Source organism: Candidatus Poriferisodalis sp. (assembly GCF_965208485.1).
Taxonomy (GTDB): Bacteria; Actinomycetota; Acidimicrobiia; order Acidimicrobiales; family Poriferisodalaceae; genus Poriferisodalis.
In genome coordinates this window covers 1436807-1448917 of record NZ_OZ242344.1, presented here as the reverse complement: position 1 = coordinate 1448917, position 12111 = coordinate 1436807, and the positions used below count along the sequence as shown (strand labels likewise).

General features: G+C 66.9%; 17 protein-coding genes. 9 read left to right on the top strand and 8 right to left on the bottom strand.

Annotated elements, in window-relative coordinates:
• Nucleotides 1-43 precede the first annotated feature (43 nt).
• The 4 genes from ACOGXQ_RS06610 (at nucleotide 44) to ACOGXQ_RS06595 (ending at nucleotide 3386) form a co-directional block, all read left to right on the top strand.
• On the top strand, nucleotides 44-1108 hold the full coding sequence (locus tag ACOGXQ_RS06610; RefSeq protein WP_419946631.1) for a hypothetical protein: 1065 nt from the start codon (nucleotides 44-46) through the stop codon (nucleotides 1106-1108).
• A gap of 47 nt (nucleotides 1109-1155) precedes the next feature.
• Entirely contained in the window at nucleotides 1156-1482 is a 327-nt protein-coding gene (locus ACOGXQ_RS06605; RefSeq protein ID WP_419946630.1) for an enoyl-CoA hydratase/isomerase family protein, read from the top strand.
• A gap of 8 nt (nucleotides 1483-1490) precedes the next feature.
• Complete coding sequence (locus ACOGXQ_RS06600; RefSeq protein WP_419946629.1) at nucleotides 1491-1976, top strand: hypothetical protein; 486 nt, start codon at nucleotides 1491-1493, stop codon at nucleotides 1974-1976.
• Nucleotides 1977-2042: 66 nt separating this feature from the next.
• Nucleotides 2043-3386 carry an MFS transporter gene (locus ACOGXQ_RS06595; protein WP_419946628.1) on the top strand — a complete coding sequence of 448 codons (1344 nt, stop codon included), beginning with the start codon at nucleotides 2043-2045 and terminating at the stop codon, nucleotides 3384-3386.
• A 92-nt stretch (nucleotides 3387-3478) separates the two neighbouring features.
• On the opposite strand, the gene ACOGXQ_RS06590 is transcribed toward ACOGXQ_RS06595, so the two are convergent.
• The 5 genes from ACOGXQ_RS06590 to ACOGXQ_RS06570 all read right to left on the bottom strand — a co-directional run bounded on the left by ACOGXQ_RS06590 (nucleotide 3479) and on the right by ACOGXQ_RS06570 (nucleotide 6682).
• Nucleotides 3479-4321, bottom strand: coding sequence for a YbaY family lipoprotein (locus tag ACOGXQ_RS06590; protein WP_419946627.1), 843 nt, complete (start codon nucleotides 4319-4321; stop codon nucleotides 3479-3481).
• Between the two features lie 103 nt (nucleotides 4322-4424).
• Nucleotides 4425-5279 (bottom strand): hypothetical protein, encoded by an 855-nt coding sequence (locus ACOGXQ_RS06585; protein ID WP_419946626.1) that lies wholly within the window; start codon nucleotides 5277-5279, stop codon nucleotides 4425-4427.
• The gene (locus ACOGXQ_RS06580) at nucleotides 5276-5845 is read right to left on the bottom strand and encodes a TauD/TfdA family dioxygenase (protein ID WP_419946625.1); all 570 of its coding nucleotides are present in this window, start codon (nucleotides 5843-5845) and stop codon (nucleotides 5276-5278) included. Before ACOGXQ_RS06580 ends, ACOGXQ_RS06585 begins: the two co-directional genes overlap by 4 nt.
• Nucleotides 5814-6545 carry an SDR family NAD(P)-dependent oxidoreductase gene (locus tag ACOGXQ_RS06575; protein ID WP_419946624.1) on the bottom strand — a complete coding sequence of 244 codons (732 nt, stop codon included), beginning with the start codon at nucleotides 6543-6545 and terminating at the stop codon, nucleotides 5814-5816. The genes ACOGXQ_RS06580 and ACOGXQ_RS06575 overlap by 32 nt, the downstream gene beginning before the upstream one ends.
• Nucleotides 6546-6547: 2 nt before the next feature.
• Nucleotides 6548-6682, bottom strand: coding sequence for a hypothetical protein (locus ACOGXQ_RS06570; RefSeq protein WP_419946623.1), 135 nt, complete (start codon nucleotides 6680-6682; stop codon nucleotides 6548-6550).
• 125 nt (nucleotides 6683-6807) lie between these two features.
• On the opposite strand from ACOGXQ_RS06570, the gene ACOGXQ_RS06565 reads away from it, so the two are divergent.
• Nucleotides 6808-7185, top strand: coding sequence for a VOC family protein (locus ACOGXQ_RS06565; RefSeq protein WP_419946622.1), 378 nt, complete (start codon nucleotides 6808-6810; stop codon nucleotides 7183-7185).
• Nucleotides 7186-7245: 60 nt separating this feature from the next.
• On the opposite strand, the gene ACOGXQ_RS06560 is transcribed toward ACOGXQ_RS06565, so the two are convergent.
• On the bottom strand, nucleotides 7246-8409 hold the full coding sequence (locus tag ACOGXQ_RS06560) for an NAD(P)/FAD-dependent oxidoreductase (RefSeq protein ID WP_419946621.1): 1164 nt from the start codon (nucleotides 8407-8409) through the stop codon (nucleotides 7246-7248).
• Between the two features lie 23 nt (nucleotides 8410-8432).
• Entirely contained in the window at nucleotides 8433-9128 is a 696-nt protein-coding gene (locus ACOGXQ_RS06555) for an RDD family protein (RefSeq protein WP_419946620.1), read from the bottom strand.
• Between ACOGXQ_RS06555 and ACOGXQ_RS06550 the strand changes: the two genes are divergently transcribed.
• A complete protein-coding gene (locus ACOGXQ_RS06550) occupies nucleotides 9087-10466 on the top strand; it encodes an ATP-binding protein (protein ID WP_419946619.1) in 1380 nt (459 codons plus the stop codon). The genes ACOGXQ_RS06555 and ACOGXQ_RS06550 overlap by 42 nt on opposite strands.
• 634 nt (nucleotides 10467-11100) lie before the next feature.
• On the opposite strand, the gene ACOGXQ_RS06545 is transcribed toward ACOGXQ_RS06550, so the two are convergent.
• Nucleotides 11101-11358 (bottom strand): hypothetical protein, encoded by a 258-nt coding sequence (locus ACOGXQ_RS06545; RefSeq protein WP_419946618.1) that lies wholly within the window; start codon nucleotides 11356-11358, stop codon nucleotides 11101-11103.
• 110 nt (nucleotides 11359-11468) lie between these two features.
• Between ACOGXQ_RS06545 and ACOGXQ_RS06540 the strand changes: the two genes are divergently transcribed.
• The 3 genes from ACOGXQ_RS06540 to ACOGXQ_RS06530 are packed head-to-tail and all read left to right on the top strand — an operon-like array spanning nucleotide 11469 to nucleotide 11994.
• Nucleotides 11469-11645: a hypothetical protein gene (locus ACOGXQ_RS06540; protein WP_419946617.1), complete on the top strand. Its 177-nt coding sequence runs from the start codon at nucleotides 11469-11471 to the stop codon at nucleotides 11643-11645.
• Complete coding sequence (locus ACOGXQ_RS06535; RefSeq protein WP_419947348.1) at nucleotides 11593-11793, top strand: transposase; 201 nt, start codon at nucleotides 11593-11595, stop codon at nucleotides 11791-11793. Before ACOGXQ_RS06540 ends, ACOGXQ_RS06535 begins: the two co-directional genes overlap by 53 nt.
• Before the next feature lie 21 nt (nucleotides 11794-11814).
• Nucleotides 11815-11994 (top strand): hypothetical protein, encoded by a 180-nt coding sequence (locus tag ACOGXQ_RS06530; protein ID WP_419946616.1) that lies wholly within the window; start codon nucleotides 11815-11817, stop codon nucleotides 11992-11994.
• Nucleotides 11995-12111: the final 117 nt, after the last annotated feature.

The following is a 12111-nucleotide window of genomic DNA, read 5'->3' as shown; positions in this document are numbered from 1 at the left end:
CCGCGACTCCGGCGAGGAGATGATGATCATGAGAGTTCGCAAGGTGAGGCTCGCGGGAGCCATCGCTGCCATGGTGCTGATCGTCGCCGCGTGCGGTGGTGGCACGAGCGGCGGGGGCGGGGCAGAGGTCGCCACGCCGGCGACCTCCGCGTCGGCAATCTCAGCCGCTCCCCCGACCACCGCGGCGCCGTCCACCACCGCAGCGCCGCCGACCACGGCCGCGAGCGTGCTGCCGGCCGATGCGATGGGGTTGCTGGTCACCGCGTTCGAGAACAGCGCCGGACCGTCCGTGCGCGGTGACATGAGCTTGGACATGAGCGAGTTCATGAGCGTGGACATCCAGTTCGAAACCGACGGCAGCGACAACTACTCGATGGTGATGAGCCTCGACCAGATGACGGGCGGCGAGGATCCCGGACTCGGGATCGAGCTTCGTTTCGTCGACGACGTGCAGTACGTGCAGTTCGTGGTGCCCGAAGAGATGCAGGGTCTCGTCGGTGCTGCGATGCCCGAGGGCTGGTTCACGCTGGATGCAGACACGGCCGCTGAGATGGGAATCGTGTGCCCCTCGCCCGTGCCCGGCGGGGCGCCGGTCGGTGGCGTGTGCCAGCTTCCCAACGACAACACCTTCATGATCGAGCATCTGACCGGCGCTGAGATTGTCGGCATCGGGGACTTCGACGGCTCGGCTGCGACGCAGGTTCGGTACACCGTCGATGTCGCAGCGCTGGCGGCGGAATCGAGCGCCATGTTTGGGGGCGTCGGGGGCGCAATGCCATTCGGCGGAGACTTCGGCCCCGAGGAGCTCATCTTTGATGTCTGGATCGACGGTGACGGCTTCATCAGGCGCCTGAGCCTTGACTTGGGTGCTGCCTTGGAAGGGCTCGAAGAACTCATGGGCGAACTCGATGAATCCGAATCGCGAGACCTCGACGACGCGTTTGCGAGCCTGTTCGACGTCACCAATGTCATCAACTTCTACGACTACAACGCCGACATCACCATTGAGGCCCCGCCCGCGGATGAGATCCTCGGCGATTTTGGCGACATGATGGGACCGGCTGTGTCCAGTGGCGGCGGCGCCGGGGGTGGGGCAGCCCGAGGCTGACGCCGCCACCTGTGTTCGTTAGGGCGTCGGCTGCTGGGGGCGTATCGATGTCGTCGGAATTCGAGACTGCGCGGGTGGACGGCGACGGGCCTGTACGCCATTTGGTGCTGAACCGCCCCGAGGTTCACAACGCCGTCGACTCCCAGATGATCGCCGACGTCCACGCTGCCTGCTTGGCGCTCGATGCCGACCCCAGCGTGCGGGTGGTGATCGTGCGCTGCGAGGGCAAGAGCCTCAGCTCAGGCGCCGACCTCAAGCCGCGACGCGGCACCAGCCTCGACGCGATGCTGGGCTCCAAGGCGAGCCCCCGCACGGCGGTGCACAGATGCTTTGACCGGGGCGACCTCGACGCGCGTGCCTGGTCCGACGACTGAGCGTGCCGATGGCTGAGCCCGGCGACGCTGAAGCTCGCAATGCCGGGTTCGACGACTCAGGGTCCGACAACACCGGGTTCGACCGTGTTGCACCCGATGCCACCGGGTCGAACCGCCGTGACAAGGGCTGGCCGAATCAGCGAACCCTGCTGCTGTACCTGCTCGGCGGCCTGCTCATCGCGGCGATCCCGGTCGTCGTGTCACGCTTCGTCGATCAGCCTGAGGGCATGACCTACACGATCGACATTCCGCCCGGCACTGCCGAACGGCTGGCGGCCGGCGAGGACGTCGAGATCATTCCCGAGGAGCTCGACTTCAAGCTGCGCGACATGCTGGTGATCGTGAACCGTGACTCGGTGACGCACACCATCGGGCCGTTCATAGCGGGTCCGGGCGAACGCTCCGAGCACTCCTTCGGCGAAGCAGCGGCGTTCAGCAGCTATTGCTCGCTGCACCCGTCAGGCACGATCAGCATCTCCATCGACGACGGCTGAGCCGCGCATTCGTGCATGGCGCCGCCTGGTGCGACAAGCTGTTGCGATGCCCGGGGGGAAGTCACGGTGAGCGGAGCGGTCTTCTCCGTGCAGCGCGCCCCGACCTACACCGAATCGGCCCGTGAGCGCATCCAGAAGCGCACGATCGTCGTGCTCATCGCCAGCCAGGCCGCGGGCGGGTTCGGTCTCGTCGCCACCTACATCGTGAGCGCGCTGCTCGCGCAGGACATCACCGGCAGCGCGACGTTCGGCACCGTCGCTGCGAGCTGCCTGTCGATCGGGTCTGCTTCGGCAGCGGTGCCGATGTCGCGCCTCATGAACCGCTACGGGCGCCGGTCGGGCTTGCGGTTCGGTTACCTCGTCGGCGCCGGCGGTGCCACTGCGGCTGTCTTGGGCGCGATCCTGCTCAACTACCCGCTGCTGTGCTTGGGAGTATTCGGCGCCGGCGCGGGCAACGCCGCGAACCTCGCCACTCGCTATGCAGCGTCAGACCTTGCCCCGGAGCACCGCAGGGCCAGCACGATCAGCATGGTCGTGTGGGCCACCACCTTCGGCTCGGCGGCAGGATCGGCGGTGTCGGGTTTCGCCGGCGAGGTCGGCGTCTCGCTCGGCTTGCCGGACAAGACCGGCTCGTACGTGTTCGCCGGGTTGATGTTCCTGGTTGCTGCGGCGATCGTAGAGCTGCTTCTGCGCCCCGACCCGATGCGCGTCGCCGAGGATCTCTCCTACTCGGCCGAGCTGTCCACCGACGCCGAAGCGGCTCCGCCGGCCCCGTCGACCCGCGAGGCGGTGTCGCTGATCTGGCAGAAGCCCGAGGCGCGGCTGGCCGTCTTGGCGATGGTGGTCAGCCAGCTGACGATGGTGGGCGTCATGGCGCTGACGCCGTTGCACATGGATGCCGGCGGCCAGACCCAGAACGTGATCGGGTTCATGATGGCGTTCCACATCCTGGGCATGTACCTGTTCTCGCCGGTGGTGGGCCATCTCACCGACCGAATCGGCAGCTACCCGATGCTGTGCACCGCCGGTGGACTCTGCACTTGGGGGGCGTGGTGGGCTGCGGTGACCCCGCCGGAGGGCGTGCTGGGCGTGTTCATGGGGAACTTCCTGGTGGGTCTCGGCTGGTGCTTCGGGGTTGTCGCCGGGTCGAACCTGATGGTGGCGCTCTACCCGCTGCACCAGCGCGTGGCGGTCCAGGGAGTCGGCGATGTCGCGATGCTCGGCTCAGGGGCGGCCGCAGGCTTGAGTTCGGGCGCGCTGTACACGATCTTCCAGTACAGCGGTGTCAACTACGCGAACGCCGCGTTCGGGCTGACGTTGATCTTGGCTGCATTCTTCACCTACACCGGTGTGCGGCGGGCGACGCGACGACCGCATCAGCAGCAGCCGGCAACGGCGGTCGGCGGCTGAGCTCCAGCACCCGCGCAGGCGGTCGGCGCTCTGGAAGCAGCCTGCGGGCTTGTGCGGGGCGGTCCCCAGCACCCGCGCGGGTGGTTGGCACCCTACGGCGAGGTGAATGAGTACTCGTGCTCGTCGTTGACTGTGACATGGATGGTCTCGCCGTTGGCGATCTCGCCGAGGCGGACGATGGAGTCGAGTTCGAGGTCGAGCTGGGAGCAGTCCTGCGCCCACGGCAGCGGCGTCGGCACGAAGGCTGTCACCGTGACGTCGAAGCGGTTGCCGTCACGGGTGACGTCATTGTTGCCGATGCGGTAGCAGCCATCCTCGTGGGACGTGACGAAGATGACTTGCAGGTGACCGTTGCTGTGGGTGCTGGTCCTGTCGTCCCAGAGCATTTCTGCGCCGGTGACGTGCACCGGTGCCTCGACCCGCTCGGGATCAGTGGGACTCCAGCCCTCGGGTGTCAGCTCGGGCGGCGGTTCCACCATCACCAGCGTCATGTCGACGCGACGGGGGTTGCCGCGGGTGATCACGTCATAGGCGGTGTCGTTGGCGAACGCCATCCGCCCGTCGCCCTCGGTGATGATCGCCCAGATCGAGTAGGTGCTGCGCTGGTCGATCTCGTCGCTGACATAGCGCAGGTCGAAGTCGATCGGCACTTGGCCGGGATTGCTGATGATCTGCTCGGCGATGAGCGCGGCATCGGCGTCGGCGTAGCTGGTGTTGCGCAACTGGACGGTCACGACCGCATCGGGCGAGAGCGCGATGCGCTCGCGGTAGGTGATCATGCCCCTCACCGACGCGTCAGCGCCTGGCGATGCGGGCGACGTGGCGGCGGTTGAGTCGCTGTCCGCATAGCAAGCGCTTGCAACCAGCACGAGGACAGCGCCGGCCCAGACACCTCCTCGTGCGCCGGGTGTTGCCTTTCGTCGTGCTGCGGACATGTAATACCTCCCAGCGAACGATCACCTCACGCGAAGCGCCTTCGCGCGGTACCCATTCCAACGCACAGAATCCGCTCGAGGTTCCCGTTCGGCAAGATCAGCGTCACGAGTCTGGTGCCGAACTCGACTCGGGACTGCTCTGCAACGAGGACAGCAGCGAGCCCTGCGGGCCCAACGGCGCCACCCCGAGCGAGCGGAAGATGCGCCAGTACAGGCTGATGTCCGAGGAGATGATCGGCACCCCGAACTGCGCTTCGATGTCGGCTGCCAGGCTGACGAATCGTCGGGGCAGGCCGTCGTCGCCCCGGTAGTTGGACATGCCGTTGACCAGGACGGCGTCCACGTCCGGTGCGTGGTTGACGGTGTACTCGCACGACCGCAGTGCCAGGCCGGCTTCGAAGATCCAGATGCGGTCGTTCACCTCGTCCTGGGTGGTGTACCAGCCCTGGTCGACGAAGTTCTGCGCCCACACCACCTCGATGCCGGCGCTGCGCAGGAACCGCACGACGCCGTCACGCCAGTCGGGCCAGAAGTACACGGCGTTCAGGGCGACCCGCTCGTAGCCCTGCGCCTCGCAGGCCTCCACCAGCGTCAGGCCGGCCATGTGGAACGGCGTCTCGTACTTCTCGGACATCTCCGCGGTGAACCGGCGGATGTCGGACGCGTCGGTGCCGGCGGCATGCACCCAGTTCGTGCCGACCTGACCGATCACGTCGGCGCCGCTGTTGGACAGGCAGTGCGCGGTTTCCTCGAGCAGGTGGAACAGCCCGGCCCGGTCGCTGAGCCGGTGGGCGTAGCCGGGGGCGTGCAGCAAGCGGCCGTGCACGCCCACCGACGGCGGGCACATGCGCAGGAAGTCGGTGGGCGCCGCGTCGAAGTCCATCGGCGGTGCGGTGAAGCCGACCTGATGCGGGAACAGTTTCTTCGTCGGGTCGGACCACTTGGCAGGCTTGCTCATCGGGTGGCGGCCTCCCTCGGCATGTTCACGATGAGCGGGCCGCGGCTGCACATGTTGATCTCGCCGGGACGGCGCCGAACGTGGGTGATCGGCAGGGCGGTGAGGGCCTCGAATGCCTCGGGTTCTTCGGCGCGCAGCGATTCGGCGATGGCGAAGCCATCCACGTAGGTGCTCAGGTCGCCGACATCGGTGCTGACCAGGCAATGGAAGATGTCGATGCCCGGCGGTGAGTAGTAGAAGGGGTCGTCGATGTGGGGACTCTGAGCCATGCCCGTCTTGGCGCCCAGCTTGGACACCGGCTCGGCCCGCACGTCATAGATGCAGCCGTAGGGGGTGGTCTCGTGGATGGGGCCGATCAGATTGGCGATCTGCTCGGTGCGTTCGGGGTCGGCGCCCACGCCCTCGATGCGCACGATGCCGTAGTCGATGCCGAGCCGGTTGCCCAGATATGGGTTGAAGATGGTGATGTCGCCGACCGTGCCGTGCTGGGCCGAGGCAGCTGCGGCCGCGACCGCTGCTGGTTCTGTCGCCAGCTCAACCGATGGGGCTCTGGGCGGTGAGTCCACCGTCCACAGTTAACACGCTGCCCGAAACGAATCCGGCCATCGGGGAGGCCAGCCAGGCGACGGTTTCGGCGACATCGTCGGGCGTGCCGAGACGCCCGACCGGATGCCGCCGCAGGGCTTCGACGCGGGCGGCTTCGGGATCGGGCTGCATCTCGAACGCGGCGTCGGCGAGGGCGGTGTTGATCCAGCCGGGACTGACCGCAACGCAGCGAATGCCCTGATGGCCGTGGTCGATGGCGATGGCCCGGGTGAGTGCTTCGACCGCGCCCTTGGAGGCGCTGTAGACGGCCATGCCCGCGTCGGCGTGGGTGGCGGCGATCGAGGCGATGTTGATGACGACGCCGCCGCCGGTTTGGCCGGCCATCTGGCGAACCGCTGCGCGGCACATGTTGAACACGCCCCGGATGTTGACGCCGACGACGAGATCGAAGTCCTCATCGGTGGTGTCGGCGATGGTCTTCTCGACTTGGATGCCGGCGTTGTTGACCACGGCGTCGAGCGAACCGAATCGGTCGGCGGCGGCGGCCACCAGGGCGCTGGCTTGGCCCGGGTCGGCCACGTCGGTTTGCAGCCACGCGGCGCCCTCGACGTCGGGTTCGCTGCGGCTGCCGGTCAGCACATCCCAGCCCTCGGCCACGAACCGCCGTGCGATCGCCTCGCCGATCCCCGAGCTCGCGCCCGTCACCACCACACTGCTCATGGTCATTCCTCCTCATCGATCGCTGTCGCGCTGCGCTCGCTGTTCCGATTCGCCCACGGAACCTCGTCGAGCCACCCGCTGACGTGCCGCCACTCTGTCCGCGCCATCTCCCAGATCCTTCTCACGGTGACTGCCATGTACGCCGGCGTACCGATGTGCCGCTTCTGTGCTGTTTCGTTTGGCAGGCTTGCAGCATGGCCCAACCAAGCCACGCCTGCGGCCCACGGCACACCGAGTGGGGCCAGCTCAGTTGCGCAGCTGGATGAGGATCGTCGCCATCGAGCACGTGCAGCTGGCGATGCCGCGTGGCGGCGAAGCCGAAGCGCAGGCGTTCTACGAGGGTCTGCTCGGCCTGCCCCGGGTGCCCAAGCCGCCGGACTTGGAGATCCGGGGCGGCTGCTGGTTCGAGAGCGTTTTGGGAGCCAACGCCGTCAAGATTCACCTTGGCGTTGAGGATCCGTTCCGGCCTGCCCGCAAGGCCCATCCCGCCCTGCTCGTGCACGATCTCGCTGCGTTGGTCGAGCTGCTGCGAGCCGCAGGCGTCACGGTGCGCGACGACGAGCCGCTCGAGGGTTACGACCGCGTCTACGCGGACGATCCGTTCGGCAACCGCCTGGAGCTGATGGAGCTTCGTTCGTGATGCTGGCGTTCTTGTCGAGGTGGTCGGTTCAGCGTCTGTGCTGCAGCCAGAGTCAAGAGGTCAGCCTGAGTCCGACGGTCGGAACGACTCCAGCTCGAGCACCGGGTCGGTCCAGCCTTCCTCGGTGAACAGCGTTCCCGCCAGCCGGCCGATCTCATCGGCCGACTTCGCTGCCGAGCCGCAGCCGCCGACCGCGACGGCGACGAGATCGTCGACCCAGTCGATCCACGGGAGATCGTGCGGGGTGTTGGTGACCACGCAGGGCTTGATGTCCTTGGACAGGATCGTGCGGTCGGGCAGGAATTCCCGCAGCCGTGCTTCGAGATCATCTGCTTCGGCTTGGCTGCCGCCGCCGCGGAACCAGTCGACGACGGTGGGAAGGTCGTCGGCGAAGCTGGCCGCGGGGTCGTAGCCGCCGATCTTCAGCATGACCCGACCGTCCGGGAATCGAACCGGCGGCACCCAGTAGATGTCGTGGCGAGGATCTGCCTCGTAGGTGGCCGGATCGGTCCGGGAGATGAGGCTCGGCAGCGTCGGGCCGTCATCGAGCTCGGCCATGAGGATCGTGCGCAGGCTGCGCTCCAGCGGCAGGTCGACCCCGACCAGCTCGGCCGCCCAGGCACCCGTGCACAGCAGCACGCCCCCGGCGAGCAGGGTGTCGCTCCCGACGGTCAGCCGCACGCCGTCGGGCGCTGGCGCGAGCGCCGAGACGGGCGCGTCCATCACCGTCCCGCCCGCCGCGGCGGTCAGCTGGCTCTGCGCCGCGATCATCCGCCTTGGGTTGATGTGGCCCGCCGGAGCGGCTTCGAGGATGATCGAGTCCGCACTCGACATGTCGATCCCGAAGCGCTCCGCGACCTCGGCCGCCGTGATCTCGCGTGCGTCGACGTCGAGTTCGAGCGCGTGGGCAAGGTCCGCCTGCGGATCGGCACCCGAGTAGACGAGCCCGGCGCCGGTGTGAAACGGGATGCCCGAGCGTTCCTCGATGTCCGCGTACCGCTCGATCGAGCGAATGGCCAGGTGCGACCAGGCAGGATCGGGATCGATCATCCGCGTGATGCGACCCTCGTCGTAGTGACTTGAGAACGGACCGTCCGACGTCGCATAGTCCGCCGGTTCGCCCGGTCCGATCAGCGCCACCGAGTGGCCCGCCTCGGCGAGATGGCGACCGGCTGCGCTGCCGATCAGACCCCGCCCGATGACTGCGATCTCAACGTTCGACACGCCCGCAAGCTACGCCCGCGTGGCTAGCTCTGCAGCGTCGAGACATGGACGATGGTGCTGTTGCGGACTCGATCTGCGACGGTTCGGGACTCGTCGCTGAGCACGAGCAGCGTGATGTCGATGACGATGCCGAGCCCGAGCGTGAAGCCCCAGGTCATGAGTTTGAAGATCTCGCGCACAAACATCTGACCCCAGCGGAGCCGCTCCCCGTCGGGCGTGACGGCGACGAGTCCCAAGACCTGCTTGCCGGGCGTCTGGCCGCGTGAGAGCACGATGAGCCACCACGCGGCATAGGCAATCACGATGTACCAGAACACCAACGCCGACATCAGAAGGGCGGCGTCCACCGCGAGAGCGCCCAAGCGGCGCGCCAGTATGGCAGCCAGACGGTCAGGATCTGCGTCGGCTTCGGCTGCACAACGCCGCTGGAGCACATTCCCGAGGTCGCCGTGACCCCAGGAGCGTCCACTGTCCATATCGCCGACGACAGCGCCTTCATCCTGCCGACCTCCGGCGAGCCAGACTCGTCGCTGGTCGATCTCGACGGCTTCCTCTGCTCCATCAACGCCTGCTACGGCGTCCGGGGTGCCTACATCGGCGGCAGCCCCGAACTCCGCCTCCCTCTCCGTCGACGACATGATCACCTTCTGGCTCAGCACCCTGACCCGGACGCTGCCGTGACGGATGTCCGCATGCAACGCCCCTTGCTGAATCGTCATTATATCATTCAAAAAACATGCATTAGACAACTTCAATTTGCTACATTGGAGTCAGTGGAACTCGATCATCCCCTGCTCACAGCGATTCGTTCGCGCTACGAGTCCAGGGTCGCGGACCGCCAACTCCGACGGGCGCTGCGAGCATCGCCCGTCGTGCTCATCGAAGGCCCGCGGGCCTGTGGCAAGACATGGACAGGTGGGTATGCGGCGCGCAGTGCAGTGCTGCTCGATGCCCAAGAGGCCACTGCGCTGACGGGCGCCATGGCACGACAGTTGCTCATGGAAGGGGCCAAGCCAAAGCTGCTCGATGAGTATCACTTGGCACCGGACCTGTGGAATCCGATCCGGCGGGCGGCCGACGAATTCGCGCAGCCAGGCCAGTTCATTCTCACCGGATCAGCCGTGCCTCCCGACAGTACGACGCGCCACACGGGCGCCGGGCGGGTGCGACGGGTCCGCATGCGTCCCATGTCCCTCGCCGAGTCTGGCGAGTCGACCGCGCAGATCTCGCTCGGATCGTTGTTCGACTCCGATGAAGTAGCTGCCGCCGCGCCCCCGAACGAGCCGGACATTTTCGACTTGGCCTGCCGCGGCGGATGGCCGGCGCTGATCCACCTCGGCGGTACCGAGGCGCAGCCGGCCTTGCGCGACTATCTCGATGATCTGTGTCGTGCGGATATCGAACACGTCGACACCGCGCGCCGCGACCCGGCCGGTGTAGCCAGACTCTTGGAGTCGCTGAGTCGCAACATCGCCACGAGTGCTTCGTTGCGGGTGCTGGCCGACGACATGGCACAGGTCCGGCCTGCCGATCCGCGCACAGTCGCCGCGTACCTGAGCGCGCTGGAGCGGCTTTTCATCGTGGAGAACCTGACGCCGTGGCCGGTGGACCTGCGATCCCGCGCCCACCTGGTCAGCGCGCCGAAGCGCTATCTGGTCGATCCATCGCTCGCCGTTGCAGCGCTCCGGTCGAGCCGGCCGCGGCTGCTGGCAGACCCCCGAGGCTTCGGAAATCTTTTCGAGGCGCTGGTGATGCGGGATCTGCGCATCTATGCCGATGCGAGCGACGCCCGAATCTTCTACTACCGGGACAATACGGGCCTCGAAGTCGACGCCATCATCGAACGATCCGACGGACGGTGGATCGCCGTGGAGATCAAGCTCGGCGGCGGCGCGGGACCCGACAAGGCCGCGGCAGCACTGCTTCGCCTGCGAGACAAGGTCGATCTCGGCAAGACCGGTGATCCCGCGAAGCTCGTCGTCGTCACCGCCGGCGGCTATGCCTACGAGCGCGATGACGGCGCGGCCGTCGTGCCCATCACGGCGCTCGGCCCCTAGGAGGCTGGTCGGAAATGGGGATCTTGCCGACACAGCAAGTCCCTGACCTGCGGGTTTGCATCTGGCAAACGCCGAAATAGCGGCTTTCCGACCACCCTCCTAGGAGACTGCTGAGCAATCGGCTTGTCGGGGTGAGGTGCGTCTGGGTCTTCCGCGGGGATGGGTTCGGAGTTGAACCAGGTGATGTTGTCTTTTTGGGTTTGTTTGTGTTCTGGCGGTTGTGTTCGAGTCGTGGTGTTCGGGTTTGTTGGAGGTCTTGTCGGCGGGCGTCGCGGGTCGTTTCTTCTCGATGGTGGTGTTCGTCGTCGGGGGTGACGTAGCCGGTCCCTTGGTGCTGTCTGAGTGTGTGATTGTGTTGTAGTCGGTGCGGACGCGGGACGGCTCGGTGTCGGGCAGGGCGGGGTCGTCGGGGTCGAGGCGTTCGTCGGTGAGCAGTTCGTCGAGGCCTTGGTCGGCGTGTGCTTGGCCGAAGACGGCTCGCGGCGGCGGGCCCGCCAGCGATGCACCCGGTCGTCGGAGACCTGCCACACCCCAGCAGCCCAGGAGTGCGCCAAACCCGCGGCGACAGCGTCGTCGGCGGTCTTGAGGACCAGTTCTTTGACCTCGGCGGGGACTCTCGCCGGGACCGGCCCGCTCAGTCCCAGCCGGATTCTCCCCGCACGACCGCCAACCCGATCGCCTGGGCCTTGACCGCCTCGGCGAGCCGGCCGATCTCCGCCTGGGCCTCTTCGAGCTCCCAGTCCCGCTCCCCAGCAGACCGCCCCGGCTTGGGGGACAAAGCAGCCAAAGCAGCGCCCTTGACCGCGCGACGGATCGCGATCACCGACGACACGACCACCCCCCACCCGCGGGCAGCATCGACCTGGGTGACCGCCCCGCTCGCGACCTGCAAACAGAACTCCCGCTTCGTCTCCTGTGTTGCGTCTGACTTCGCGCGACAGGTTCTGAGTTTTTTCGAGCAGCACCGGTCAGGGTTGGCGGTCTCAGCGCAGGAGGCTGCCGATGACCGCTCTGCCGGGCCGGAGACCGAGGAAGATGCTCACAGCAGAGCAGAAGTACGACTTGTGGGTGCGGATGCTGACTGGGCAGATCACCCAGGCCGAGGCGGCGGCGGAGGCCGGCGTGGATCGGTCGGTGGACACAGCACATCGTCGCCTGGCACCGCGCACGCGTCTCTAACGGACCCACCGAAGCCCTCAGCAACCTGATCAAACGCGTCAAACGAATCGCGTTCGGCTTCCGAAGCTTCGCCAGCTACCGGATCCGCTCGCTCCTCCACGCCGGCAAACCCAACCGGGCACCACTCGCCACCATCACACCCCGCTAACTTCCGAAGCTCCCCATTGCCATGACGGCAACCTCAGAACCGTACGAGCCTCTGGACGACATCGAGCTGCCGCCCAGCGGCTGGCTGCACACCGAACCTTGCATTTCGTTCGGTTATCTCGGGGCCGAGTTCGGCGGAGAGGACACCGATTGGGCAGCCTTCGCAGAAGTGGTGCTGCTACCGAACTCGATAACGCGTTGAGGATGCGCTGGTGCCCGACGGGAATCTCAAGGACTGAGGCCACATCATGTGCGGTAGAGACTTCAGGGCACTCATCGAAGACCGGCATCGGTGTGCGATGGAGGTTCGTCGGCTGCT

What these genes read in the sequence shown, in the direction of transcription:
- ACOGXQ_RS06540 (WP_419946617.1), top strand. Translation starts at nt 11,469, where the DNA reads ATGACCGCTCTGCCGGGCCGGAGACCGAGGAAGATGCTCACAGCAGAG.
- ACOGXQ_RS06565 (WP_419946622.1), top strand. Translation starts at nt 6,808, where the DNA reads ATGAGGATCGTCGCCATCGAGCACGTGCAGCTGGCGATGCCGCGTGGC.
- ACOGXQ_RS06590 (WP_419946627.1), bottom strand. Translation starts at nt 4,321, where the DNA reads ATGTCCGCAGCACGACGAAAGGCAACACCCGGCGCACGAGGAGGTGTC.
- ACOGXQ_RS06570 (WP_419946623.1), bottom strand. Translation starts at nt 6,682, where the DNA reads ATGGCAGTCACCGTGAGAAGGATCTGGGAGATGGCGCGGACAGAGTGG.
- ACOGXQ_RS06555 (WP_419946620.1), bottom strand. Translation starts at nt 9,128, where the DNA reads ATGACGATTCAGCAAGGGGCGTTGCATGCGGACATCCGTCACGGCAGC.
- ACOGXQ_RS06600 (WP_419946629.1), top strand. Translation starts at nt 1,491, where the DNA reads ATGGCTGAGCCCGGCGACGCTGAAGCTCGCAATGCCGGGTTCGACGAC.
- ACOGXQ_RS06575 (WP_419946624.1), bottom strand. Translation starts at nt 6,545, where the DNA reads ATGAGCAGTGTGGTGGTGACGGGCGCGAGCTCGGGGATCGGCGAGGCG.
- ACOGXQ_RS06605 (WP_419946630.1), top strand. Translation starts at nt 1,156, where the DNA reads ATGTCGTCGGAATTCGAGACTGCGCGGGTGGACGGCGACGGGCCTGTA.
- ACOGXQ_RS06530 (WP_419946616.1), top strand. Translation starts at nt 11,815, where the DNA reads ATGACGGCAACCTCAGAACCGTACGAGCCTCTGGACGACATCGAGCTG.
- ACOGXQ_RS06585 (WP_419946626.1), bottom strand. Translation starts at nt 5,279, where the DNA reads ATGAGCAAGCCTGCCAAGTGGTCCGACCCGACGAAGAAACTGTTCCCG.